Here is a 24,880-nt window from a genome sequence, read left to right on the forward strand (position 1 = left end):
CCCATGAGTACATTAGAACCTCCAGCCCGCGCAGAAAAACCAGGTGGTTTTGCGAACTGGCTGGCGCGCATGCAGATGAACCACGGTCGCAAGTTGGTGATCGCCATGCCATACGTGTGGCTGATCCTGCTGTTCCTGCTGCCATTCCTGATTGTTTTCAAGATCAGCCTCGCAGAAATGGCGCGGGCGATCCCTCCGTATACCGATCTGTGGGAGTGGGCTGACGGACAGCTCACGCTGACGCTTAATCTCGGCAACTTCCTGCAGTTGACTGACGATCCGCTCTATTTCGAAGCGTATTTACAGTCGTTACAGGTGGCGGCGATTTCGACGATCTGCTGTCTGGTGATGGGTTACCCGCTGGCGTGGGCCGTGGCGCACAGTAAGCCGTCGACGCGTAACATTTTACTGTTGCTGGTGATCCTGCCGTCGTGGACCTCGTTCCTGATCCGCGTTTACGCCTGGATGGGGATCCTCAAAAACAACGGTGTGCTGAATAATTTCCTGATGTGGCTCGGGGTTATCGATCAGCCGCTGACGATCCTGCACACCAACCTCGCGGTCTACATTGGCATTGTTTACGCCTATCTGCCGTTTATGGTGCTGCCGATTTATACGGCGCTGACGCGTATTGATTACTCACTGGTGGAAGCGTCGCTTGATCTCGGCGCGCGCCCGTTGAAGACCTTCTTCAGTGTGATCGTCCCGCTGACCAAAGGCGGGATTATTGCCGGGTCGATGCTGGTCTTTATTCCGGCGGTGGGGGAGTTTGTGATCCCGGAACTGCTCGGCGGGCCGGACAGCATCATGATTGGTCGCGTGCTGTGGCAAGAGTTCTTTAATAACCGTGACTGGCCAGTGGCGTCTGCGGTGGCAATTGTGATGTTACTCCTGCTGATCGTGCCGATCATGTGGTTCCATAAGCACCAGCAGAAACAGATGGGAGACCACGGATGAACAACTTACCGGTAGTGCGCTCCCCGTGGCGAATTGCGATCCTGGTGATTGGCTTTACCTTCCTGTACGCACCCATGTTGATGCTGGTGATCTACTCGTTCAACAGCTCCAAACTGGTGACGGTCTGGGCGGGCTGGTCAACGCGCTGGTACAGCGAGTTGTTCCACGATGATGCGATGATGAGCGCAGTGGGGCTGAGCCTGACGATTGCTGCGCTGGCCGCAACCATGGCGTCGGTGCTGGGGACCATCGCTGCACTGGTGATGGTTCGTTTCGGCCGTTTTCGCGGTTCGAATGGCTTTGCTTTTATGATCACCGCCCCGCTGGTTATGCCGGACGTGATCACCGGTCTGGCGTTGCTGCTGCTGTTCGTGGCGCTGGCGCATGCTATCGGCTGGCCGGCGGATCGCGGGATGCTCACCATCTGGCTGGCGCACGTCACTTTCTGTACCGCATACGTGGCGGTGGTGATCTCCTCGCGTCTGCGCGAGCTGGATCGCTCCATTGAAGAGGCAGCGATGGATCTTGGTGCGACGCCGCTGAAGGTCTTTTTCATCATCACCCTGCCGATGATCATGCCAGCGGTGATCTCGGGCTGGTTGCTGGCGTTTACCCTGTCGCTCGACGATCTGGTTATCGCCAGCTTTGTTTCCGGCCCGGGGGCGACGACGCTGCCGATGCTGGTCTTCTCCAGCGTGCGCATGGGGGTCAACCCGGAAATCAACGCCCTGGCCTCGATTATTCTCGGTGTGGTCGGAATTGTCGGATTTATCGCCTGGTATTTGATGGCGCGCGCGGAAAAACAGCGTGTGCGTGATATCCAGCGTGCAAGACGCGGCTGAAGGATTTAAAATTTCCAGTGATGTGCCGCGTACGACGCGGCACTGTTTTTCAGGGAAGTAAAACATTGGGATTATTAAAAAAATCACGTCTTACGCACGCTCGTCCTAACGTTCCTGCGCTGGTTCAGGTGGCGGCGCTCGCCATTATTATGATCCGCTGCCTGGATGTGCTGATGATTCTGAATACCCTGGGCGCGCGCGGCATTGGTGAATTTATTCACCGCAGTGTGCAGACGTGGAATCTGACGCTGGTCTTTTTGAGCAGCCTGGTGCTGGTGTTTATCGAGATCTACTGCGCCTTTTCGCTGGTGAAAGGGCGTAACTGGGCACGCTGGGTCTATCTGCTGACGCAGGTGACCGCCGCCAGCTATCTGTGGGCCGCCTCGCTGGGCTATGGCTACCCGGAGCTGTTCAGCATTGCCGGTGAATCCAAACGCGAGATCCTGCGCGCGCTGTTTATGCAAAAACTGCCGGACATACTGGTGCTCTTTTTACTCTTCGTTCCAGCCTCCAGTCGGCGGTTCTTCCGTCTGCAATAATGTGTATAATCGCAGCCCTCGTGATTTTTAAGGTCTTCATATGCAGTGCGCACTCTATGACGCCGGTCGCTGTCGCTCCTGTCAGTGGATAGAACAACCGGTCTCTCAACAACTCACCGCCAAAATGGCCGACCTGCAACAGCTGCTGGCTGAACATGCGGTGGGCGAGTGGTGCGCACCCGTCGGCGGCCCGGAGCAGGGGTTTCGTAATAAAGCCAAAATGGTGGTCAGCGGCAGCGTTGAAAAACCGCTGCTGGGAATGTTGCATCGCGATGGCACACCAGAAGACTTAACTGACTGCCCGCTTTACCCCACCTCATTTGAGCCCGTCTTTGCGGCACTCAAACCGTTTATTGCGCGGGCCGGGTTAACGCCTTACAACGTCGCCCGCAAGCGCGGCGAGCTGAAATACCTTCTGCTGACGGAAAGCCAGATTGACGGCGGCATGATTCTGCGTTTCGTTCTGCGTTCCGAAACCAAGCTGGAGCAGCTTCGCGCGGCGCTGCCGTGGTTGCAGGAACAGCTTCCGCAGCTTAAGGTCATTACGGCAAATATTCAGCCGGTGCATATGGCGATCATGGAAGGGGAAAAAGAGGTCTTCTTCACCGAACAGCATGCGCTGGCGGAGAATTTCAATGGTGTGCCACTGTGGATCCGTCCGCAGAGTTTCTTCCAGACTAACCCTGTCGTGGCGAGCGCCCTGTATGCAACCGCCCGCGACTGGGTTCGGGCGCTGAACATCAACCATATGTGGGATCTGTTCTGTGGTGTGGGAGGATTTGGTCTGCACTGCGCCACGCCTGAGATGCAGCTTACAGGGATTGAGATCTCTGCTGAAGCGATTGCCTGCGCCAGACAGTCCGCTGCTGAGCTGGGGTTAACGAATCTGCACTTCCAGGCGCTGGACTCTACGCAGTTCGCGACCGGACAGGGTAACGTGCCAGAGCTGGTACTGGTGAATCCGCCGCGCCGTGGCATCGGACAAGCGCTATGCGACTACCTGAGCCAGATGGCACCGGATTACATCGTTTATTCAAGCTGCAACGCGCAGACGATGGCGAAAGACATTGCGCATTTGCCGGGTTACCGCATTGAGCGCGTACAGCTTTTCGATATGTTCCCGCACACTGCGCATTATGAAGTGTTGACGCTACTCGTTAAACAATAAGCGAAGCAGCCGGAGGGCGGGTGCCTCCGGCTGCGATGAGACTTACTGGCTCATGGCGTCTTTTTTACCCATCTCATCCTTTTTCATATTGTCCATTTTGCCCATTTTGTCTTTCCCCATGTGATCCTTCTTCATGGCGTCTTTGCACATGTCGCCCTTACACATTTTATCGTGTGGCTGGGACATGTTGTCTTTTGCCATCGTCTCTTTGCTCATGGAGTCTGCTGCCTGCACATTTGCCATAAACAGAGCTGAAAGCACGGTTGCTGCAATAATCATTTTTTTCATGGTATTTCCTCGTCGTTACGTTGTTGTATTAACTGCCACCAAACCAGTTGTAACCCTGGTCTTCCCAGTAACCGCCGGGGAAGCGATTGGTGATTTCAATGACCTGAATATGCTTCGGGTTTTTGTACCCCAGCTTGGTCGGGATACGGAGTTTCATGGGATAACCGTACTCAGGAGGGAGGATTTGGTTATCCCAGGTCAGGGCGAGCAGCGTTTGCGGGTGCAACGCGGTCGCCATATCAATGCTGGTGTAGTAATCATCCGCACAGCGGAAGCTGATGTATTTGGCGCGGGTATCGGCACCGATCACCTGCAGAAAATGGCGGAAGGGGATACCACCCCAGCGGCCAATGGCACTCCACCCTTCGACGCAAATATGGCGTGTGATCTGGTTTACCTGTTGCATACGATACAACTCAGGCAGGGACCAACTGCGGGTGTCTCGCACCAGGCCACGAATGGCGAGTTGATAATCCCGACCATCGATCTGCGGAATTTGGTCGCGATCGTAAAAGGCGTTAAACGGGAAAGGTCGGGTGATGTCGCTTTCGGCATACTCCGGTGCCAGATGACGGTCGCTGAACAGGAACCCCTGAACACGATCGTTAAAGCGCGACATTCGTGAAAGTGCAGTTTCAACACTGTCGTTGTCGCTCAGGTCACACCCTGTAAGTAGCATAATCCCGCCTAACGTCAGCCCCTGTTTAAGGAAGTTACGTCGCTGTGCGTTTACGGATTTTTCTGCGTCTTTCACCAGATATTCCGCGTCGCGGGAAGAGAGAAAGGTTGGCTTTTTCATGAGATACCCTTAGCGACCGCGCAACATTGCCAGTAATGTTTTAGGAACGAGCAGCACCATAATCAGGTGGATCACGACAAACACGACAATGAAGGACATACAAAAGAAGTGGATGTAACGCGCGGCGTCATAACCTCCTAGCAGTTCACGTAAAAGCGGAAACTGAACGGATTTCCAGATAACCAGCCCGGAAAGCACAAGCATTACCCCCGTCAGGATGGCCAGTAAGTAGGCCAGTTTTTGCACCATGTTGTAGTGGCTGAGATCGGCATGCTGCAGTTTTCCCCGCAGGGCCAGCGCTATATCCTTCAGTAACCCCTTAACAGATAACGGGAAAAAGGTGCGTGCAAAGCGCCCGGTGACAATACCTAACGTGCAGTAGATCAGGCCGTTAATACCTAAAACCCACATCATGGTGAAGTGCCACTGCAGGGCACCGCCCAGCCAGCCTCCTAACGTGAAAGAGGACGGAAAAGTGAATGGAAACAACGGCGAGGCGTTATAAATGCGCCATCCGCTGAATATCATGCCAGCCATAGCGAGGGCATTAATCCAGTGGCACACCCTGACCCAAAGGGGATGAATAACAGCTGTTGGCAGAGACATGGTGACCTCGTTTTTCCATTGCGTGGTCAAATCCTAAGGTAAATTCGGTCACCACATCCTCACGGAAGTTTAAATAAAATGTGATAACTCCGGCGGGCGTTATTAGGTAAGCTCAACTGTAATGAAACGGCGTGGATGTGGGTCATGAGTAACGCAAAGAAAATATTGCTGGTGGAAGACGATAGCGATATCGCCACCTTCCTGAGCCTGAACTTAAAAGATGAAGGTTTCGAGATTGTGCACGAAGCCGATGGCGAACGTGCTCTGCTTCAACTGGAAAAGCAGAACTGGGATGCCGTGATCCTCGATCTGATGCTGCCTGGCGTGGACGGGCTGGAGATCTGTCGCCGTATCCGTCAGATGACCCGCTATCTGCCTGTCATTATCATCAGCGCTCGTACCAGCGAGACGCACCGGGTGCTGGGGCTTGAGATGGGGGCTGACGACTATCTGCCCAAACCATTCTCCGTTCTGGAGTTGATTGCTCGGGTTAAGGCGCTCTTTCGACGTCAGGAGGCGATGGGGCAAAATCTTCGTCTGGAGGCGGGCATTATTCGTTGCCACAGCATGGAGATTGACCCACTGGCACGTGAGGTTCGCCTGCGGGGGGAAACCATCGACTTAACTCCGCGTGAGTTTGATTTGCTCTACTGGTTTGCCCGTCATCCGGGCGAGGTATTCTCCCGTTTATCGTTGCTGGATCATGTCTGGGGTTACCAGCATGAAGGGTACGAGCACACGGTAAATACGCACATTAACCGTCTGCGCGTCAAAATTGAAAAAGATGCCGCAGAGCCAGATATCATCCTGACTGTGTGGGGGAAAGGGTACAAATTTGCCGTCGAAAAAGCGGAGCCCCACGCATGATAAGCCACTTAACGTTAAGCCAGCGCCTGTCACTTCTTTTTAGCGCCACGCTTGTTTTATGCATGTTCGTGGCATGTGGCGTACAGCTTTATAGCAGTAAGCAGTATGGTGATGCCATGGTGCAGCGTCTGTCTGCGGGGTTGGCACAGCAGATAGTGAGCAGTGAACCGCTTCTGGATAACCAGGGTAAAGCAAACACTGAGAATCTCAAATCGCTGTTTGATCGCCTGATGACGCTTAATCCCAGCGTTGAACTCTACGTGGTGTCGCCTCAGGGACATATTGTGGCAGACGCGGCACCGGTCGGGCACATGAAGCGTCAAACGATCGATCTTACCCCGTTAAACAACTATTTATCCGGGGCCGCTTTTCCTGTATATGGCGATGATCCGAGAAGTCTGGATCAACGTAAGGTGTTCAGCGTGGCGCCGATCCTTCTTAACGGCACTCTCCACTCCTACTTGTATATCATTCTCCAGGGAGAAGACCTGAATGCACTGGCGAACACCGCGTGGCACAAGGCTTTGACCGACGCTATCGTTGGATCGTTTTTACTGGCATTACTCTTTGGCGCACTGGCCTGGTGGTTAGTCAAAAAATGGGTTACCCGCCCAGTAGAACAGTTAACCAGCGAGGTAAATGACCTTGAACAGGACAGCATCAGCGCCATAAAAAGTCTGGCCGCCCGGCCGATCAATCAGGCCCCTGAAAACGAAGTCGAACTGCTTCGTAACACCTTTATCGAGTTATCGCGCAAGATTGCTTCACAATGGGATCAACTGGCTGACAGCGACAGCCAGCGCAGGGAGTTTATCGCCAATATCTCTCACGATCTTCGCACGCCACTGACTTCGCTGCTGGGGTATCTCGAAACCCTATCGCTTAAGTCCGCCACGTTGAGTGCCGAGGAGCAGAATCAATACCTGGCTATCGCACTGCGTCAGGGACAGAAAGTGCGCCATCTCTCTCAACAACTGTTTGAACTGGCGCGCCTTGAGCATGGGGGGATTAAACCGCAGCGCGAACGTTTTGCCATGGCTGAATTGATTTCAGATGTGGCGCAAAAATTCGAACTGACCACACAGACAAGGCAGTTGCGAATGCATATAGACGTCCCTGGCCCGCTGCCGCTGGTGTATGCCGATGTGTCGATGATTGAGCGGGTGGTTACGAATTTGCTGGATAATGCCGTTCGCCATACCCCGGTAGGCGGCGAGATTTTGCTTAAGGTCTGGCAGGAGAATGGGCTTCTGCAGGTTGAGGTGGCGGACAGTGGCTCAGGCATCGAGCGTGCATTGCGTGACGATCTGTTTCAGCGTCCTTCTGCATTAAACCCGCAGGCATCGCGGGAGAATCGCGGCGGATTAGGCTTGCTGATTGTGAAGCGAATGCTGGAGCTGCACGGGGGAGGGATCAGGTTGATGGATTCGGTGAGTGGGGCGCGTTTCAGATTCTTTGTGCCGTTGTAAGAAATTGCCGGGTAAGGTGAAACCATCACCCGGCAAAAATGATTACTGCGGGAACCACTGATCGCTGATTTTCTGATAGGTGCCGTCCGCTTTAATTGCTTTCAGGGCACCGTTCAGTTTTTCCAGCAACGCTTTGTTATCCGGACGTACTGCAATACCCAGACCGGTACCGAAGTACTGTGGATCGGTCACTTTCTCGGTTGCGGTACCCAGCTGCGGGTTGGTTTTCAGCCACTCGTTCACCACGGCAGTGTCACCAAAGACACCATCAATACGGCCATTTTTCAGGTCGATAATCGCGTTCTGGTAGCTGTCATAGGCCACGGTTTTCACTTCAGGATGTTTGTCCTGCAGGTACTTCTGGTGCGTGGTCCCGTTTTCCATCCCAATGCGTTTGCCTTTCAGCTCGTCAAAGGATTTATAAGCGCCTTTCTTCGCAATCACCACCGCCGAGTTGGCGTAGTACGGGTCGGTGAAGGAAACCTGCTTGCTACGCTCTGGCGTGATGTCCATACCGGAGATCACCGCATCGTATTTTTTGAATTTCAGGGACGGGATCAGGCTGTCGAACGCATGGTTAGTGAAGGTACAGTCGGCCTGCATCTGTTTGCACAGTGCTTTCGCCAGATCTATATCGAAACCGACGATCTGATTGCTGGCATCCAGCGATTCAAATGGCGGATAAGTGGCAGAAACGCCGAAATTGATTTTATCTGCAGCTGTTGCGCCTGCGGCAAACGTTGCCAGTAATGCGGCCAGAACTAACTTTTTCATTGTAATACTCCCGTCTGTCTTATTTATGCGCCGTGTCTGCGGCCTGGATGTACAATGCCAGTTAATGAATTTGTATGCAATAAAAATGATTAAATATTGTATTTTGTCGTAAAAAAAAGCGGATAGCCCATCAGGTTACCCGCTCCATGAATATCGTTTTATGCATTCGCGCGGTTAATTTCTGCGCTCAAACGCCAGCGCTTTACGCTCAATCAGGCGCATCATCAGCGTCAACAGACCGTTAACCACCAGATACACCACGCCTGCGGCACCAAATACCATTACGTCATAGGTGCGTCCGTACAGCAGCTGTCCGTGACCCATCACTTCCATCAGGGTGATGGTGTAGGCCAGAGAAGTACTCTTGAACACCAGCACCACTTCGTTGGAGTAGGAGGAGAGCGCGCGCTTAAAGGCGTACGGCAGCAAAATCGCCAGCGTATCTTTCTTGCTCATGCCCAGCGCCCCACAGGACTGCCATTGCCCTTCCGGGATGGCGCGGATAGCCCCGTAGAACAGTTGGGTGGTGTAGGCCGCACTGTTCAGCGAAAGGGCAATCAGGGCACACAGCCACGGCTCAGAGAGCAGGTGCCAGATAACCGGATAGTCCTGCAGCGACGGGAACTGGCCCGGTCCGTAGTAAATCAGGAAGATCTGCACCAGCAATGGCGTACCGGTAAACAGGGTGATGTAGCCGCGCACAATCCACACCAGCACTGGCGTTTTTAGCGTCAGGATGATGGTAAAGATCAGCGCCAGGATCAGCGCGAAGATGATGGACGCCACGGTCAGCGTCAGGCTGGTATGCAGCCCTTTCATCAACTCGGGAAAATATTCAAGCATCAGCCTGGTCTCCGTTCAAAGCGCGTCGCACGCAGGTCAATACGCTTGAGGATGTACTGACTGAGCAACGTAATCACCAGGTAGATAGCTGCCGCCACGATGTACCAGGTAAACGGCTCCTGAGTACGGGTGGCGATGCTTTTGGTTTGCAGCATCAAATCATTTACGCTTATCAGGCTCACCAGAGCGGTATCTTTCAGCAGCACCAGCCACTGGTTACCCAACCCCGGCAGGGCATGACGCCACATTTGCGGCATCACCAGACGGAAGAAGATGGCTGACTTTGACAAGCCTAACGCCTGACCGGATTCCCATTGCCCCTGCGGTACCGCTTTCAGCGCACCGCGCAGCGTTTGCGACGCGTAGGCGGAGTAGAGCAGAGAGAGGGCAATGACACCGCACAGGAACGGGCTAACGTCAAAATTCTCAATTTGCATCTGCACCGGGATCTGCACAACGCCAAGATTAATGGTGAAGCCGTCCGACAGCATTAACAGCAGCTGTGAGGAACCGAAATAGATAAACAGGACCACCAGAATTTCCGGTAGTCCACGCAGCACAGTGACCAGCGCGGAGCCTGCCCAGGCGACGGGGAACCATTTTGCTGATTCCCACACCGCGAAGAACATCGCCAGCACAAGGCCGATAATCAGTGCGCAAACGGCAAGGCCGACGGTCATCCCGGCGGCACTTGCTAAAGGAAAAATTTCATTCATCAGGAATTACTTCTGGAACCATTTTTTGTAGATGGTTTCGTAGGTGCCGTCTTTCTTCACTTTTTCCAGCGCAGTGTTAAATTTCTGCTGCAGCTCAGTGTTGCCCTGACGAACGGCAATCCCCAGACCGGTGCCGAAGTAATCCTTATCGGTCACTTTGTCGCCCACTGCTGCCAGCTTGTCGTTGGCTTTCAACCACTCGGTCACCACAGCGGTATCACCAAAGACGCCATCAATACGACCATTCTGCAGGTCCAGCTTCGCGTTCTGGTAGCTGTCATACGGAACAGTGGTGATTTCCGGATGTTTATCCATGATGAATTTCTGGTGCGTGGTGCCGTTCTGTACACCGACTTTCTTGCCTTTCAGCTGATCAACAGAGGTGAATTTCCCTTTCTGACCAATGAACAGGGCGGAGTTGTCGTAGTAAGGGGTGGTAAACAGCACCTGTTTTTCGCGCTCAGGGGTGATGTCCATACCGGCCATCACGGCGTCGATACGGCGGAACTTCAGGCTTGGGATCAGGCTATCGAACGCCTGGTTGCTGAAGGTACAGGTTGCGTCGATCTCTTTACACAGGGCGTTTGCCAGATCCACATCGAAGCCCACAATCTTGTTGTTCGCATCAATGGACTCAAACGGAGGGTAAGACGCTTCCGTGGCGAAACGAATGGTCTGGGCTGCGGTAGCGGAAAGGGTAACGCCAGCAAGCAGCACGGCAAGTAATACTTTTTTCATTATATTTCCCCTGACACAATCAATGAGATAAATAGTTTTTGAAGGCATCGGTTTGCGGGTTGGAGAAGCAGCTCGCATCACCTTGCTCGACGATATAACCGTTTTCCATGTAAACCACGCGGCTGGCGGTTTTGCGCGCCACTTCCACTTCGTGGGTTACGATGACCTGAGTAATGTTGGTTTCCGCCAGTTCACGAATGATGCTGACGATCTGGGCGGTGATTTCCGGGTCCAGCGCCGCCGTCGGTTCATCAAACAGCAGTACCGCAGGCTCCATCATCAACGCACGGGCAATCGCCACACGCTGTTGTTGTCCACCAGAAAGGTGCAGCGGATAGCGGTCGCTGTAAGGCTTAAGACGCAGACGCTCCAGCAGTTTTTCGGCACGTGCAATCGCCTGATCTTTGCTTAATCCCAGCACGCGGCACGGGGCTTCAATCAGGTTTTGCAGCACGGTCAGATGCGGCCAGAGATTGTATTGCTGGAAGACCATGCCGACGTTTTGACGCAGTTCGCGAATCGCTTTATCAGACGGGGTTTTCGCGAAATCAAAATGGTTACCGGCGATTGCCAGCGTACCTGAACGTGGCATTTCAAGCAGATTAAGGACACGCAGAAGGGAGCTTTTACCTGCACCGCTTGGGCCAAGCAAAACCAGTGTTTCGCCTTCCGGGCAGTTCAGCGTGATGTCAAACAGCGCCTGGTGTGCGCCGTAGAAGCAGTTAATGCCGTTTAGTTTAATACTCATCGGGGCAGTCTTTACTCATCCAGGCAATCTATAGCAATTGAGGCCGCAGATAGTACCGTTGACAGAATAGTTATGCAATATTTCTGCGTTAAAAGTTAAATATAACCCGTATTTCCTCTTAAACATAGCACAAAATAGCGAACGGCAAGGTCGGCGAGTATAAATGTCGGCATTCCGAATGAAATGCCGCACATTTTTCGGGGGTTACAATTTTGTATCGGATGGTTTAACGGTTTTCAATCGACTGACGCAGTGTGCCTGCCGGGGCATGAACGCTGCCGCCGACGTAGCGTACGTCGTCCACCGCCCAGCATTGACCCTCACGGATCATCAGCACTTCATCCTGCCAGGTCTGAGTACCCTGAGTTAGCTTCACACGCAGCGGAATGTTTCGCGCATCCGTGTTCGGGATAGTTGACGCGCTGGCCACTTCGGCGCTGTCAGGCAGCGTGGCGCGGCTGGAGAACGGATCGGATTTCAACAGCGCGTTGTGCTGCGGATCGCGGGTGGCATCGTTCAGCAATTTTGCCAGTCCATCGCTGAGATACGGGCGCAGGCCGGTGAGATCGTTGCTGCGGTGCTGAATGCGATAATCATAGAACTGCTGCGCCACGGTGTCCGGGCCGCCATCAATACAGGGGCCGCTGCGGGTACCGATATCCTTAAAGGCTGGCGTGACCGTGGTAGTACAGGCGCTGAGCACCAGCGCGCAGGGCACGAAAAGTGTTAAAGCAGAATAGCGCATGTTGATTTCCTTATTTATTAACTATCCTTTCAATCATAGCGTAACGAACCGATAATGCTGTGCCTAAGGCATTGAACGCTAAAGAAGGAGATAAAGTATGCAGTTTTCAACAACGCCAACCCTGGAAGGGCAGACGATTACCGAGTATTGCGGTGTGGTCACCGGTGAAGCGATTCTCGGTGCCAACATCTTCCGTGACTTTTTTGCCGGCATCCGCGATATCGTGGGTGGACGCTCTGGCGCATACGAAAAAGAGCTACGCAAAGCGCGTGAGATCGCCTTTAAAGAGCTCGGCGAGCAGGCGGAAGCCCTCGGCGCGGATGCGGTCGTGGGAATTGATATCGACTACGAAACGGTCGGTAAAGATGCCAGTATGCTGATGGTGAGCGTAAGCGGTACGGCGGTGAAAACCCTTCGATGACGCGTTCGCTTGCGGCGTTCCTGCTGGCGCTGTTGCTGGCAGGGTGCGCTTCGGAAAAAGGGATTATTGATCAAGGCGCCTACGAGCTGGATACCCGGCATCAGGCGCAGGCGGCTTACCCGCGCATCAAGGTGCTGGTGATCCACTACACCGCGGATGATTTTGACAGCTCGCTCGCCACGCTAACGGATAAAAACGTCAGCTCACACTATTTAATCCCTGCGAAGCCCCCGGCACCGAAAGGAAAACCGCGCATCTGGCAACTGGTGCCCGAGAGTGAACTGGCCTGGCATGCAGGCATTAGCTTCTGGCGGGGTACTAACCGTATCAATGATACGTCCGTGGGTATTGAGCTGGAAAACCGTGGCTGGCAAAAAACGTCTGGCGTTAAGCACTTTACTCCTTTTGAGCCTGCGCAGATCGCGGCGCTGGTGCCGCTCGCTAAAGACATTATTGCCCGCTACAACATCAAACCTGAAAATGTCGTGGCCCATTCGGATATCGCGCCGCAGCGTAAAGATGACCCCGGTCCGTTGTTTCCGTGGCGACAACTGGCTCAGCAAGGCATCGGCGCATGGCCTGATCCCGCGCGTGTCGCGTTCTACATGAACGGGCGTCCGCGCTATCAACAGGTGGATACCTCCGCGCTACTCGATCTCCTCACGCGTTATGGCTATGAAGTACCGGCTGACAGTACGCCGGCGCAACAAAAACGCATCATCATGGTCTTCCAGATGCATTTCAGACCAGACCTGTGGAACGGTGTTGCGGATGTCGAAACGATGGCCATTGCCGAAGCACTTTTAGAGAAATACGGGCAGGGGTAATTCTTCGGAATGCCCCCGAATGAAGCTGTTTATGCATCATTGCTTGAGATTAATCTTAAGTACAAACTCAATTCATTTTTAGTTAATTGACTTAAAATTATCCGGATTTAAGATAGACACATAGCTTGCTAAGTAATGCGGCAGATAAATATAACGTACTCGTCCTTTATTTTCTCCTTGAGAATATCATCAGGAAAATATTCAAAGGCTAAGGTCTTATACCTTAGTCTTGCTTTTTAAATTTCACATCTTAAATCGGGTATAATAATGTTAAGCATCTATGCGAAAAAATTACGTCCGCAGCATGAAATGGACACCATTATTTCTGCTACATCAGGTTTTGAAGAAAGAACCTTAAAGAAATGGCAAAAAATATCGACCTCTGATTCACAGTATATTCATATTATCGTCAGCGGTGAAGTTGAGTTTCGCCGTGAATCTGACGAGCTATGTATGTTCACTGTAACGGGCCAGTGTATTTTTGGTCTCTCTGCCATGTACTACAACGCAACGCACATGTATGGCCTCGTTCGTGCCAATACCGTGGTGCGCTCAATTAAAAAAGAGGTTTTCGCCCAGCTAATGACTGAAAACAACTTATGGCCGGAACTGACTAAAGTCCTCTCCTGGTACATTTGTATGCTGAGCAAGCGAGACGATGTGCTGGTTGCCCGCAGTGCCTATTCGGTCGTGCGTGAATTCCTGTACGAAATTAATGAACTGATTATTCATCATCAACGTGATATTAATGTTTATGATTATATCCAGGAGTACACCAATCTGGCGCGCAGTACCATTATTAAAATTCTCTCCGACCTGAAAAAAGGTCAATATATTGTTGTGGAAAAGGGGCGGCTCCTTAACCTGGCAACATTGCCTGAGAAATATTAATTATTCCAGCCGATCACCTTTCTGACTCAAAGGTGATCGGTTATCTGCTTTATGTAATACATCAGCCTGTGAATTATCCTGTGTTTCGTCAACTGGCGGCGCGGGAATTTTACCTTGCGAATAATCCTGTTCTTGTTCTTTTAAAGCCTGCTTAAACAACTCGGTTAACGTATTCCGCGACGTATCGTGCGGTTCCGTACCCTCAGGTGCCTGCTGCCAGTCGGCATCATCGCTGTTAATGGGCAGATCCTGCATGGCAGGGATATCATGGTGCGCAGGCGCAGGTTTCGGCTCTGAATGGGGGAACGGCTTACTCACATACACATAGTGCATATCTGAAATCTGCGTCTCGGGTTTTACAACGCTGACTTTTTGGATCGGTTCCGGTGAGGGATGACGCAGGTTCCAGTAAGTATGCGTGTACAGCCCCGCCATCAGCATGGCACACAGACTCACCATCCATACAACGGTGTTGGTGATGACTTTTCTCAGGCTGGGAAAACGATACGAAAACCAGACCGCTTCCCCGGTTGTATAGCTGCGCTGAGCCGCAAGACAGATGGTAGACATCAGGAACGCCCCTCCTGCGGTTGAGTGGTCTGAAGCAATACGCTCGGCGTGGTATTGGTTACGCGCATTAACTGCATCAACGTCTCTTCCCCGGGAATACCATCCACATGCAGATGCATTTTTTGCTGGAACTCGCGGGTACGTTTCATCATTTCCGCCGTCCAGGTTTGAGAATGGGTTTCCGGTTGGGCAAGGGCCTGGCTCAACTGCTGGTCAAGCCAGGTCATCTCTTTACTGTCACTGGTGGCGCTGATCGCGTCTTTACCTTCCGGCGTCAGGCTGTGCAGTTGGGTGTAGTTTCCGGTCGCGTGTTGGTTAAACCAGTTGCGGCTCACCTGCCAGGTACGGTTGTTCATCAGCAGGTCGATTGAGGTCTCTCCGACGCGGGCGACCACGGCATAATTCAGGTGATTGCCCGTTTTCAGTTCACTGATCCACGGATAGCCTTCATGTGCCAGCGCCTCCGGTGAGGCATTTCCCTGTTTACACATCAGGTTCACTTTCGCGGCGTTTTGACACAGAGCATCGTCTGCCGAGGCGTCATAACCCCACATCAGATAGAGCTGATGCATAGCATCTGACTGGGTGATCATTTCCTTGTCGATAACCGGCACAACAGGCACCTGAGCTTTTGGCGTCTGATGCCGCCAGCTCACCGGAACCGGCAGCTGAATCGGAAGGCGTGCCGTCATCGCTGAGCTGAAATACCAGCCACAGGCAACGAACAGCACAGACGCGAATAATCCCACGGTTGCCAGGCGCTTACCGTGTTTTTTCGCGGGCAGGATCTCCCCCGCGGCCAGGCGTAAATGACGCGGGCTGACCTGGCTTGCACGTTCGGTCCAGGCGGCGAGCATCGCCAGGTGCGCCAGTTCATTCAGCTTGCTGATATTCCCTTTGGTCAGGGCATGCATTTTACGCACGCGGGCCGGGGTTAACGGTGAGTTCTCGCAACCCTGTTCGTCACACTGCGCCTGCACGTAGTTGAGATATTCCCGGCAGGTGAGGGAGCGCAACGGGTGATGGGTATGTGTATATTCCCGCAATACAGATTGCCGTGTCAGAACGGCTTCCTGATCCGCTGCACCCATCAGCACGATGGAAAGACGAAACTCCAGCTCCTGAGCGCGCGTGAGCAACAGAGCCAGCACCTCCCGACAGGTGTCTTTCATGGCTTCGGCGTGGGTAATCACCAGCACTTTCGTCCTGGTTTTACCTCCTTGCCACTGGAGCAACACAGCATCTACTGCCTGAATCCGGTTCTTGTTCTCTTTCGTTCCTGGGTTGAGCTTATACAGCAGGCTACTGGCACTCAGTTTAGGGAACGCGTTGATGGCAAGAACGCCAGGGTTAACAGATTTCAGGGCATCGCTGAACTGGCCCAGCAGCAGGGGATCGTCAGAAAAGAGCCCCGTAATTCCCGCCAGTTGGGTTTTCTCTTTCAGCAGGTTGAAAACGTCCTGATGATAAGGCACCAGAAAATCCCCGGATAAACGGGTGATCTTGCGAAAAGGCGGATTTTTAAAATTAAAGTGGCTCTGATACATAACGACTTACCGTCTCTGATTGAATAGCAACAGGACGAGAAAGTAAGGCAACACCACCGGGGAGGCAATTTATACGCAGGGTAAAAATATCCTGCTGTCGATACTTAACATCTGGATTTTATACGGTCAATATGTTTTTTCATGAAAGTTAGCGGCAAAGCCAGTGGTCGTATTTATCGTGAGGGATTACGCTTTCTACACATATTAGCGCAGCGTAATGCTGCTTATTTTCGCTTTGCTAAAGGCCAGATGAAAAATGAGGTTCTCATATCTGTCTCAGTGGATAACGCCTTGCATTATGTTTGTGCTGTTAATTTTTTGCGGTCAGCAAGGATATCTGACGTTTAAAGATTATAAAAAAGTTACGAATAAGTTGGCTAATTCTGATGTGCAGCCAGGGACAAATCGTCGTGAAGAAAAGACATTCACACTTTTCGCCGCTGCCGTGCGCCAGGATAACGTGTCTGCGACAGTAAAAGCCCCTCTGGCTGCGGAGATTGAAGGCATCGTACGCAGTGATGATGCCTGGCTTTCCTTCGCTGTCATCAAAACACCCGGTGGTCAGAAGAGTTACCGCGAAGGTGAACCACTGGCCGGATTTAACGATGCCTTTATTCTGGAAATTAACAAAGATAATGTGGTGGTTAATTACGAAGGTGCTACTCAGGTACTGGCTTTAAATAAACCTGATTATTTTAAGGGTGGCGTTGATAACGGCCCGGTAACCCAATCGACGAAAGATGCAGGTGCAGATAATTTGCATCTGGATGATTATCTGGTGTTAAAGCCAATAATCGAAAAGGGGCGACTGGAAGGCTATAACATTAATCCAAGGGATGCTTCCACCTTCTACAACCATTCAGGGTTGAAAAAAGGAGATGTGGCAGTAGAAGTGAACTCTGTCGATATGACCGATGAAGCAAAGGCAAAAAGTATTATTGCCAGTTGGTCGAAAATGAAAGAAGCGGAGGTCGTCGTCAGACGTCACGCTCACCTTGAAAACATTCGGGTTAATGTTCTTAACAATTAACAAGTGTACAGACATGAAGAAATTTCCCTGGGCGTGCGTGGCGCTGACCGCATTGTCGTTATATTCGAGTTCGCTGCTTGCAGCCAACTTTAGCGCGAGCTTTAAAAATACCGATATCCGCGAGTTTATTGATACGGTTGGCCGCAATCTTAATAAAACCATTCTCGTCGACCCGTCCGTTCAGGGCACGGTGTCAGTCAGAACCTACAACGTGCTGACGGAAGATGAGTATTACCAGTTTTTCCTGAGCGTGCTGGATTTGTACGGTCTGTCGGTGATCCCGCTGGATAACGGCATGGTCAAAGTGGTGCGCTCAAGTGTTGCCCGCACTGCCGGTGCACCGTTGGCAGACAGCAAAAATCCGGGCAAGGGCGATGAGATCATCACTCGCGTCGTGCGCATGGAAAACGTGCCGGTGCGTGAACTGGCCCCGCTGCTGCGTCAGCTCAACGATGCCACCGGCATCGGCAACGTGGTCCATTTCGAACCCTCCAATGTGTTGCTGTTAACCGGTAAAGCCTCGGTGGTGAACCGCCTGGTGGACCTGGTTCAGCGTGTGGATAAAGACGGGGTTCAGCGTCGTGAGATCGTGCCGCTGCGCTTTGCGTCCGCGAAGGCGCTCTCAGACATGTTGAACAACCTCAACAACGAAGAGCAGAAAGGGCAAAACGCGCCGCAACTGGCCACCAAAGTGGTGGCGGATGACGAAACGAATAGTCTGGTGATCAGCGGTTCGGAAGATGCGCGGATGCGTACCCGTTCCCTCATTCATCAACTGGATCGCGAGCAGAACAACGAGGGCAACACCCGCGTCTTCTATCTCAAGTATGCCAGTGCCACGAAAGTGGTTCCGGTGCTTACCGGTATTGGCGAGCAGCTGAAAGACAAAGCGGGCGCCCCGAAAGCGAAAACGGCCACCACATCCAGCGATCTGAACATTACCGCCGATGAGGCAACCAACTCACTGGTGATCACCGCGCAGCCTAACGTGATGAACTCCCTGGAGAAGGTGATCGACAAGCTCGACATCCGCCGTCCGCAGGTACTGGTGGAAGCGATCATTGCTGAAGTGCAGGACGGTAACGGACTGGATCTCGGTGTGCAGTGGACCGGCAAGCACGGCGGTGTACAGTTTGGTTCAACTGGCCTGCCCATCAGTCAGATAAAAAATGGCACCATGAAAGGGGCGAGTTTCACCGGCCTGGCGACAGGTTTCTTTAACGGTGATTTCGGGGCCCTGATGACCGCGCTCTCCACCGATGGCAAAAATGACATTCTTTCCACCCCAAGCGTGGTCACACTGGATAACAAAGAAGCGTCGTTCAACGTGGGTCAGGATGTGCCGGTACTTTCCGGTTCGCAGACCACCAGCGGCGACAACGTCTTTAACTCTGTTGAGCGTAAGACGGTCGGTACCAAGCTGAAGATTGTGCCGCAAATTAACGACGGCGACATGATCCATCTGAAGATCGAGCAGGAAGTGTCCAGCGTCGACAACAGTGCGACGGAAGACGCCAGCCTCGGCCCAACTTTTAACACCCGTACTATCAACAACGAAGTGATGGTGCACAGTGGGCAGACAGTGGTGCTTGGCGGTCTGATGGAAAACGTTACCAAACAGTCGGTTTCCAAAGTGCCGCTGCTCGGCGATATCCCGCTGGTCGGCCAGCTGTTCCGCTACACCTCGCAGGATACGTCCAAACGCAACCTGATGGTATTCATCCATACCACTGTCCTGCGTGACGACGATAACTACAGTGCGGCGTCGAAAGAGAAATATGACCAGATCCGCGCCCGTCAGCAGCAGCGTATGGAAGAGAAAAAACTCGGCATCGTTGAACCAACCGATAATGCGATCTTGCCTGCATTGCCCTCTGCCTCCCGCAATCCGTTTAAAGAGTAAGGGAGGCATAACGTGGACGAGCTGAGTAAAACTCTGTGTAGCAGTAGCTACGCGAAAGATAACGGCGTTTTATTTTACAACAATGACGTCTATATCCGTGATGACACCCCGGCGTTTGCTCTGCTGGAGGTGCACCGGGTGCTGGGGCGTGCGTTTGTTCCGGTAACCCTGACATCTGACGCCTTCGATGAGATGCTGGCCAAAATCTGGCAGCAGAGCAGCGGTGTGTCTCAGCAGCTGGTGGACGATATGGATGCGGATATCGATCTGCTGGCGTTAACCGAGGAGATCCCGGATAACGAAGATCTGCTTGATAACGACGAAAACTCGCCAGTGATCCGCCTGATCAACGCCATTCTCGGCGAGGCGGTCAAGGATGGCGCGTCAGATATTCATATCGAAACTTTTGAACGCACACTGAGTATTCGCTTCCGCGTCGACGGTGTACTGCGCCCGGTGTTGCAGCCTGCGCGTAAACTCGCGCCACTGCTGGTGTCACGTATTAAAGTCATGTCGAAACTGGATATCGCCGAGAAGCGTTTGCCGCAGGATGGCCGTATCTCCCTGCGCATTGGTCGTAAGGCGATTGATGTGCGTGTGTCGACCATTCCATCTCAGTATGGCGAGCGCGTGGTGATGCGTCTGCTCGATAAAAGCAATCTCAAGCCCGACATCAACAAGCTGGGGCTGATAGAAGAAGAGCTGGAAAAGTTAAAAGGACTGATTGACCGTCCGCACGGCATTATCCTGGTCACCGGGCCAACGGGTTCCGGTAAAAGTACCACCCTGTACGCCATTCTGTCGGCGTTGAACGGCCATGAACGCAATATTCTGACCGTTGAAGATCCGATTGAATACGAGCTCGAAGGGGTGGGGCAGACGCAGGTTAACCCGCGCGTGGACATGACCTTTGCCCGCGGGCTGCGCGCAATTTTGCGTCAGGACCCGGACGTGGTGATGATCGGGGAAATTCGTGACGGCGAAACCGCGCAAATTGCGGTGCAGGCGTCGCTGACCGGTCACCTGGTCATGTCTACGCTGCACACCAACAGTGCCGCAGGGGCGATTACCCGTCTGCGGGATATGGGGCTGGAGTCCTTTTTAATCGGTTCATCGTTACTCGGTGTCATTGCCCAGCGTCTGGTGCGTCGGTTGTGCCCTCACTGCCGCACCACCAGTCCGCTGGATGACAATGAAAAGGCGCTGTTCAGCTTTATGGAGACGCCACCCAAAACGATCTATCGCGCAGTAGGGTGTGAGCACTGCCGCCAGAGCGGCTATCAGGGCCGGGCCGGTATTCATGAATTCCTGGTAGTGGACAGCACTATGCGTCGCGCCATTCATGAAGATAAAGACGAGATGTCCATCGAAACACAGCTCTTTAAGCAGGCTTACAGTCTGCGTGAAAACGGGCTGTTGAAAGTGATCAGCGGCGTAACGTCTCTTGAAGAGGTGATGCGGGTGACCGCCGAGCGTGGAGGAGATGCGTAATGGCCTTCTACGCCTGGACGGCAACGGATGTCGCGGGCAAAACCGTGCGTGGCGCGTTGCAGGCCGAAGGGCAGAAGCAGGTTCGCCAGATGTTGCGCGAGCAAAAGCTGATGCCCGTCAGCATCACCGAGACCCGGGAAGCAGCATCAACCGGAAAAGCGAAAACGGGAACTAAACTCTCCACCCCGGTGCTGTCGATGTTTACCCGCCAGCTCTCCACGCTGGTCAACGCCGCGCTGCCGCTGGAGAGCGCGCTGAAAGCGATCTCGAAGCAGACGGAAGACAAAAAGCTGGCGGCGATGGTGGTGGAGATCCGCGAGAAAGTGGTGGAAGGGCACACGCTCTTTGACGCCTTCAGCCAGTTTCCGCGCACCTTCGACAAACTCTACTGCACGCTGGTGATGGCCGGAGAAAAGACCGGCCACCTTGGCGATGTGCTGGAGAAACTGGCCGAGTACAACGAGCAACGTCAGAAGATGAAAAGCAAGCTGACGCAGGCGATGGTTTACCCGATCACGTTGACCGTGGTGGCCATTGCGGTGATCAGTATTCTGCTGGTGGCGGTGGTGCCGCAGGTGATCGAGCAGTTCACCCATATGAAACAGCAACTGCCGATCACCACCCGGACGCTGATTGCGGTGAGTGATTTCCTGCAGGCCTACGGCATCTACATTGTCGGCGTGCTGGGTGGTGGATTCGTCGGCTTTAAGGCCTGGCTCAGGCATACCAAAAACCGTTTTACGTGGAACCGCTGGCTGGTTAACGGATCGCCAGTTAAAAAGCTGGTGTGCGCCATTAACAGTGCCCGTTATATCCGTACCCTGAGTATTCTGCAGGCCAGCAGCGTGCCGTTACTGGAAGGGATGTATATCGCGATGGACGGTATTGAAAACCTCTATGCCCGTCAGGTGCTGGAGCAAGCTGCAGATACCGTGCGCCAGGGGGCATCGCTGTATGCCGCGCTGGAACAGGCGAAATTATTCCCGCCGACCATGCTGTATATGATTGCCTCCGGCGAAGAGAGCGGCGAATTAGGCAATTTAATGGACCGCGCGGCGGAAAACCAGGAATCGGCATTACAACATCGAATTACGTTAACGCTGTCGGTATTTGAACCGGCACTGGTGGTATCCATGGCAACGATTGTTTTATTCATCGTGCTGTCAATATTACAACCGCTTCTGCAACTTAATAATATGGTAGGTTAAAACATGGCTATGAAAAGAAAACACCTGGCTCGCCAGGCGGGGTTTACTTTGCTCGAATTAATGGTGGTTATTGTTATTCTCGGCGTGTTAGCGAGTATGGTGGTGCCAAACTTAATGGGGAATAAAGAAAAGGCCGATACCCAAAAAGCGACCAGCGATATTGTTGCGCTCGAAGGCTCCCTGGATATGTATAAGCTGGATAACCACCGTTATCCGACAACGGAACAGGGTTTGCAGGCGCTGGTGACTAAACCTGAAATCGCGCCAATCCCGAACGGCTACCGTGCTGACGGCTATATTCGTCGCCTGCCGCAGGACCCGTGGGGCGGGGAGTATATTCTGGTGAGCCCAGGGGAACACGGTGCGGTCGATGTCTTCTCTGCAGGGCCTGACGGTGAAGCTAATACCGCCGATGATATTACGAACTGGTCTCTGGATAAGAAAGAGAAATAATGAAAAACCAACGCGGCTTTACGTTGCTGGAAATTATTCTGGCGCTGGTGATATTTGCCAGTTGCGCCATGATGGTGGTGTCAACAATACCTTCACGCAGCGGTGCGGATATATTTGGCCAGCAATTAAAAGCCCTCGTTGATTATGGTTCAGACCGTGCGGTGATGGACGGAAATATCGTCGGGCTGGTGCTAACCACCGATAACTATCAGTTGGTGACACTTGAGGATAAAAACGGCGAGCGTCACTGGGTACCATTATCCGCAGGTCGTATTACCACCAAAGGTGATTTTCCGGAAGAGATGCACGTTTCGCTCTCACCGCAACGCCTGGCTGCCACCGTGGCGTCCGAACCACAGGTGCTCTTTTTGCCTGACGGCGAAATCAGCCGCTTCACGCTGACGCTGCAAAGCGACGACAAACAGCACCATTTCCGCGTGGTGTCGCAAGGCGCGGCCCCGGTATCGGTAGAAAACGATGACTAAAGGCAATGCTAAGCAAACGGGCATGACACTGCTGGAGGTGATGGTCGCGCTGGTCATCTTCTCGACGGCCGCGCTGGCACTGATGAACTCGGTGTCTCTGAACGTGCGTTTCACCCACGGTCTGGCCGACACGCTGCAGGCGAGCTGGGTGGCCGAGAACCAGCTGGCGGAAGCGCAACTGACTAAAAGCGATTTCCCCGACGCTGAAGAACGGGGAACCGAGCTTATGGGCGGACGCAGCTGGGACTGGCGCAAACAGCGCGTCAAAACGGCAGATAACCGCTGGGCTAACGCGATACGCGTTTATGCGGAAGGAGACGACAGCCAGCCGGTTATCTCGCTGCAAATCATTGGGCCGGGAGAGAGCAAGTGAAGAAAACCCGACGCCAGCGCGGATTTACCCTGCTGGAGATCATGATTGCGCTGACCATTTTTGCGGTGATCAGCACCCTGGCCTGGCAAATTCTGGACGGCGCGATGCGTACCAGTTCAGCCACCGATGCCAGCGCGCTGAAGCTCAATCAGCTTCAGCGGGCCTGGAACCTGATGGAGCGTGATTTCTACCAGCTTCAGGCGCGCGCCCCGCGTAACGAGCCGGATCGGTTTCGTCAGGTTGGTGATGCGCTTGAATTGACCACCCTGAACGGCGTGAGTGGCTCGGTACAACTGGAGCGCGTGCGCTGGCGGCTGGAGGAGGGGCGCCTGTATCGCGACGTCTGGCCGGTGATTGACAGTCCGGCGGAGGTCAAACCCGATGAAGTACCGATTGTCAGCGAGGTGAAAACTCTGCAGTGGCGTTTTTACCGTCAGGGCTGGCAGAAAAGCTGGAGCGACCAGGCGCATCTGCCGGACGGCGTAGAGCTGACGCTGACCATGGAAAACGGTGATACCTGGCGCTGGGTGTTTACGACCCCGGGCGATCTGCCGGAAGCAACATCATGAGTGTATTACGCAAACAGAAAGGGGTGGCCCTGCTGGTGGTGTTGATCCTGCTGGTCATGATGTCGGCGCTGGCCGCCAAAATCAGCCAGCAATTTTGCCGCAACCTGCAAAAAACGCATTACCAGGTGAGCCAGCAGCAGCTGCGCTGGGCGATGCAGGCGCAGGAAAAGGTAGTAAAAGACCGGCTGCAAGCCGACGCCAGCGGCGAGAGTAAAGCTCTCACCCTTGAGGGTGACTGGCATCAACCGCTGGAAACACGCGGGGAAGACTATACGGTCGTCAGCCAGGTAGAAGACGCGCAGGACTGTTTTAACGTCAACAACTTGCTGGCCGCTGAGAAAATTGCCCAGGGGCAAAATGTGCCTGTCACGCCGGAAAAATCGCGTAAGGAGCTGATTGTTGAACAGCTTCTGACAGAGAGTGGCCTGAGTCACTCCGCGGCAGAAGAGGTGTATCAACAGCTGGTGGACTATCTCGATGGCGATACGACGACGGCCAAAGAAGGTACCGAGACCGATACCTGGGCTGGCGTGGTGCCTGCCCGTCAACCGGCGAACCAGATGATGCGCACGATTGCGGAGATCACGCTGCTGCCGGCATTTCCGGCAACGGCATACCCGAAGGTGAGCAAGCTGTTATGCGCATTACCGGACTCTGCCAGCAAGGTGGATGTGAACACGCTGAAACCAGCGCAGGCGGCCTTACTGGCCGCGATGTTCCCCGGAAAAATGAATGAAGATGATGCCCTTCGCCTGATTGAGTCGCGTCCTGAAACTGGCTGGGAAAATATGGAAGCGTTCAGCAAAGCGCTGGAACAGGCCTTCCCGCAGCTAAAAGACGAGCTCCCTCAGGTGGCTGAGCTCCTCTCAACCAATAGCCGGTATTTCCGGGTCAACTATACCGGCAATACCGATGAATTAACGCTTCGCGTGGTGAGCCTGCTTCAGGTCAACAATGAGGCTGGCGAGATCGTGACGTGGCAACGTCGTTACCGAATGATTGAATAAGAAAAG

General features: G+C 53.4%; 29 protein-coding genes. 18 read left to right on the top strand and 11 right to left on the bottom strand.

Going from position 1 to position 24,880, the window contains the following annotated elements; translation table 11 throughout:
• Positions 1 to 3 precede the first annotated feature (3 nt).
• The 4 genes from potH to rlmC are packed head-to-tail and all read left to right on the top strand — an operon-like array spanning position 4 to position 3,506.
• The gene (potH, locus tag HED65_RS10245; protein ID WP_114978490.1) at positions 4 to 957 is read left to right on the top strand and encodes a putrescine ABC transporter permease PotH; all 954 of its coding nucleotides are present in this window, start codon (positions 4 to 6) and stop codon (positions 955 to 957) included.
• Positions 954 to 1,799 carry a putrescine ABC transporter permease PotI gene (potI, locus tag HED65_RS10250; RefSeq protein WP_023310934.1) on the top strand — a complete coding sequence of 282 codons (846 nt, stop codon included), beginning with the start codon at positions 954 to 956 and terminating at the stop codon, positions 1,797 to 1,799. The genes potH and potI overlap by 4 nt, the downstream gene beginning before the upstream one ends.
• Before the next feature lie 20 nt (positions 1,800 to 1,819).
• On the top strand, positions 1,820 to 2,338 hold the full coding sequence (locus HED65_RS10255; RefSeq protein ID WP_114978491.1) for a YbjO family protein: 519 nt from the start codon (positions 1,820 to 1,822) through the stop codon (positions 2,336 to 2,338).
• Positions 2,339 to 2,378: 40 nt separating this feature from the next.
• On the top strand, positions 2,379 to 3,506 hold the full coding sequence (gene rlmC / locus HED65_RS10260; RefSeq protein WP_114978492.1) for a 23S rRNA (uracil(747)-C(5))-methyltransferase RlmC: 1,128 nt from the start codon (positions 2,379 to 2,381) through the stop codon (positions 3,504 to 3,506).
• A gap of 42 nt (positions 3,507 to 3,548) precedes the next feature.
• On the opposite strand, the gene HED65_RS10265 is transcribed toward rlmC, so the two are convergent.
• From HED65_RS10265 to HED65_RS10275, 3 genes are read right to left on the bottom strand one after another with little or no spacing between them, the layout of a single operon-like run.
• The gene (locus tag HED65_RS10265) at positions 3,549 to 3,794 is read right to left on the bottom strand and encodes a pentapeptide MXKDX repeat protein (RefSeq protein ID WP_028019306.1); all 246 of its coding nucleotides are present in this window, start codon (positions 3,792 to 3,794) and stop codon (positions 3,549 to 3,551) included.
• Positions 3,795 to 3,822: 28 nt separating this feature from the next.
• The gene (locus tag HED65_RS10270) at positions 3,823 to 4,593 is read right to left on the bottom strand and encodes a molybdopterin-dependent oxidoreductase (protein WP_114978493.1); all 771 of its coding nucleotides are present in this window, start codon (positions 4,591 to 4,593) and stop codon (positions 3,823 to 3,825) included.
• Positions 4,594 to 4,602: 9 nt separating this feature from the next.
• Positions 4,603 to 5,199 carry a cytochrome b/b6 domain-containing protein gene (locus tag HED65_RS10275; protein ID WP_114978494.1) on the bottom strand — a complete coding sequence of 199 codons (597 nt, stop codon included), beginning with the start codon at positions 5,197 to 5,199 and terminating at the stop codon, positions 4,603 to 4,605.
• Between the two features lie 144 nt (positions 5,200 to 5,343).
• Between HED65_RS10275 and HED65_RS10280 the strand changes: the two genes are divergently transcribed.
• Both HED65_RS10280 and HED65_RS10285 read left to right on the top strand, forming a co-directional pair.
• Positions 5,344 to 6,066: a winged helix-turn-helix domain-containing protein gene (locus HED65_RS10280; RefSeq protein WP_114978495.1), complete on the top strand. Its 723-nt coding sequence runs from the start codon at positions 5,344 to 5,346 to the stop codon at positions 6,064 to 6,066.
• On the top strand, positions 6,063 to 7,535 hold the full coding sequence (locus HED65_RS10285; RefSeq protein ID WP_114978496.1) for a sensor histidine kinase: 1,473 nt from the start codon (positions 6,063 to 6,065) through the stop codon (positions 7,533 to 7,535). Before HED65_RS10280 ends, HED65_RS10285 begins: the two co-directional genes overlap by 4 nt.
• A 42-nt stretch (positions 7,536 to 7,577) precedes the next feature.
• Here the strand turns inward: HED65_RS10285 and artJ are convergent, their stop codons facing one another.
• The 6 genes from artJ to HED65_RS10315 all read right to left on the bottom strand — a co-directional run bounded on the left by artJ (position 7,578) and on the right by HED65_RS10315 (position 12,099).
• Positions 7,578 to 8,309, bottom strand: a complete 732-nt coding sequence (artJ, locus tag HED65_RS10290) for an arginine ABC transporter substrate-binding protein ArtJ (RefSeq protein WP_114978497.1) — start codon at positions 8,307 to 8,309, stop codon at positions 7,578 to 7,580.
• 174 nt (positions 8,310 to 8,483) lie between these two features.
• Positions 8,484 to 9,152, bottom strand: coding sequence for an arginine ABC transporter permease ArtM (gene artM, locus HED65_RS10295; RefSeq protein WP_114978498.1), 669 nt, complete (start codon positions 9,150 to 9,152; stop codon positions 8,484 to 8,486).
• On the bottom strand, positions 9,152 to 9,868 hold the full coding sequence (gene artQ, locus HED65_RS10300; protein ID WP_114978499.1) for an arginine ABC transporter permease ArtQ: 717 nt from the start codon (positions 9,866 to 9,868) through the stop codon (positions 9,152 to 9,154). The genes artM and artQ overlap by 1 nt, the downstream gene beginning before the upstream one ends.
• Before the next feature lie 6 nt (positions 9,869 to 9,874).
• Positions 9,875 to 10,606 carry an arginine ABC transporter substrate-binding protein ArtI gene (gene artI, locus HED65_RS10305; RefSeq protein ID WP_114978500.1) on the bottom strand — a complete coding sequence of 244 codons (732 nt, stop codon included), beginning with the start codon at positions 10,604 to 10,606 and terminating at the stop codon, positions 9,875 to 9,877.
• 19 nt (positions 10,607 to 10,625) lie between these two features.
• Positions 10,626 to 11,354 (bottom strand): arginine ABC transporter ATP-binding protein ArtP, encoded by a 729-nt coding sequence (artP, locus tag HED65_RS10310; RefSeq protein ID WP_028019297.1) that lies wholly within the window; start codon positions 11,352 to 11,354, stop codon positions 10,626 to 10,628.
• 226 nt (positions 11,355 to 11,580) lie between these two features.
• On the bottom strand, positions 11,581 to 12,099 hold the full coding sequence (locus HED65_RS10315; RefSeq protein ID WP_028019296.1) for a lipoprotein: 519 nt from the start codon (positions 12,097 to 12,099) through the stop codon (positions 11,581 to 11,583).
• 97 nt (positions 12,100 to 12,196) lie between these two features.
• Between HED65_RS10315 and HED65_RS10320 the strand changes: the two genes are divergently transcribed.
• From HED65_RS10320 to HED65_RS10330, 3 genes are all read left to right on the top strand, one after another.
• Positions 12,197 to 12,520, top strand: coding sequence for a heavy metal-binding domain-containing protein (locus HED65_RS10320; RefSeq protein WP_023310944.1), 324 nt, complete (start codon positions 12,197 to 12,199; stop codon positions 12,518 to 12,520).
• Positions 12,517 to 13,347, top strand: coding sequence for an N-acetylmuramoyl-L-alanine amidase (locus HED65_RS10325; protein WP_114978501.1), 831 nt, complete (start codon positions 12,517 to 12,519; stop codon positions 13,345 to 13,347). The genes HED65_RS10320 and HED65_RS10325 overlap by 4 nt, the downstream gene beginning before the upstream one ends.
• Positions 13,348 to 13,614: 267 nt before the next feature.
• Positions 13,615 to 14,238, top strand: a complete 624-nt coding sequence (locus tag HED65_RS10330; protein ID WP_114978502.1) for a helix-turn-helix domain-containing protein — start codon at positions 13,615 to 13,617, stop codon at positions 14,236 to 14,238.
• Here the strand turns inward: HED65_RS10330 and HED65_RS10335 are convergent, their stop codons facing one another.
• Together HED65_RS10335 and HED65_RS10340 are read right to left on the bottom strand one after the other, a co-directional pair.
• Positions 14,239 to 14,808: a type II secretion system protein GspB, cryptic system variant gene (locus HED65_RS10335; protein WP_114978503.1), complete on the bottom strand. Its 570-nt coding sequence runs from the start codon at positions 14,806 to 14,808 to the stop codon at positions 14,239 to 14,241.
• Positions 14,808 to 16,355, bottom strand: a complete 1,548-nt coding sequence (locus HED65_RS10340; protein ID WP_114978504.1) for an ExeA family protein — start codon at positions 16,353 to 16,355, stop codon at positions 14,808 to 14,810. The genes HED65_RS10335 and HED65_RS10340 overlap by 1 nt, the downstream gene beginning before the upstream one ends.
• Positions 16,356 to 16,653: 298 nt before the next feature.
• Between HED65_RS10340 and gspC the strand changes: the two genes are divergently transcribed.
• From gspC to gspK, 9 genes are read left to right on the top strand one after another with little or no spacing between them, the layout of a single operon-like run.
• Positions 16,654 to 17,385: a type II secretion system protein GspC gene (gene gspC / locus HED65_RS10345; protein WP_114978505.1), complete on the top strand. Its 732-nt coding sequence runs from the start codon at positions 16,654 to 16,656 to the stop codon at positions 17,383 to 17,385.
• Between the two features lie 13 nt (positions 17,386 to 17,398).
• Positions 17,399 to 19,288 carry a type II secretion system secretin GspD gene (gspD, locus tag HED65_RS10350; protein WP_114978506.1) on the top strand — a complete coding sequence of 630 codons (1,890 nt, stop codon included), beginning with the start codon at positions 17,399 to 17,401 and terminating at the stop codon, positions 19,286 to 19,288.
• Between the two features lie 12 nt (positions 19,289 to 19,300).
• Complete coding sequence (gspE, locus tag HED65_RS10355; RefSeq protein ID WP_114978507.1) at positions 19,301 to 20,779, top strand: type II secretion system ATPase GspE; 1,479 nt, start codon at positions 19,301 to 19,303, stop codon at positions 20,777 to 20,779.
• Positions 20,779 to 21,987 (top strand): type II secretion system inner membrane protein GspF, encoded by a 1,209-nt coding sequence (gene gspF / locus HED65_RS10360; protein ID WP_114978508.1) that lies wholly within the window; start codon positions 20,779 to 20,781, stop codon positions 21,985 to 21,987. Before gspE ends, gspF begins: the two co-directional genes overlap by 1 nt.
• 3 nt (positions 21,988 to 21,990) lie before the next feature.
• On the top strand, positions 21,991 to 22,440 hold the full coding sequence (gspG, locus tag HED65_RS10365) for a type II secretion system major pseudopilin GspG (protein WP_028019287.1): 450 nt from the start codon (positions 21,991 to 21,993) through the stop codon (positions 22,438 to 22,440).
• Positions 22,440 to 22,925, top strand: coding sequence for a type II secretion system minor pseudopilin GspH (gspH, locus tag HED65_RS10370; RefSeq protein WP_114978509.1), 486 nt, complete (start codon positions 22,440 to 22,442; stop codon positions 22,923 to 22,925). Before gspG ends, gspH begins: the two co-directional genes overlap by 1 nt.
• A complete protein-coding gene (gene gspI, locus HED65_RS10375) occupies positions 22,918 to 23,298 on the top strand; it encodes a type II secretion system minor pseudopilin GspI (RefSeq protein WP_114978510.1) in 381 nt (126 codons plus the stop codon). The genes gspH and gspI overlap by 8 nt, the downstream gene beginning before the upstream one ends.
• Positions 23,295 to 23,867 (top strand): type II secretion system minor pseudopilin GspJ, encoded by a 573-nt coding sequence (gspJ, locus tag HED65_RS10380; RefSeq protein WP_114978511.1) that lies wholly within the window; start codon positions 23,295 to 23,297, stop codon positions 23,865 to 23,867. Before gspI ends, gspJ begins: the two co-directional genes overlap by 4 nt.
• Positions 23,864 to 24,874 carry a type II secretion system minor pseudopilin GspK gene (gene gspK, locus HED65_RS10385; protein WP_114978512.1) on the top strand — a complete coding sequence of 337 codons (1,011 nt, stop codon included), beginning with the start codon at positions 23,864 to 23,866 and terminating at the stop codon, positions 24,872 to 24,874. The genes gspJ and gspK overlap by 4 nt, the downstream gene beginning before the upstream one ends.
• The last annotated feature ends 6 nt before the right edge of the window (positions 24,875 to 24,880 follow it).

The organism is Pantoea sp. LS15 (assembly GCF_012241585.1).
Lineage (GTDB): Bacteria > Pseudomonadota > Gammaproteobacteria > Enterobacterales > Enterobacteriaceae > Enterobacter.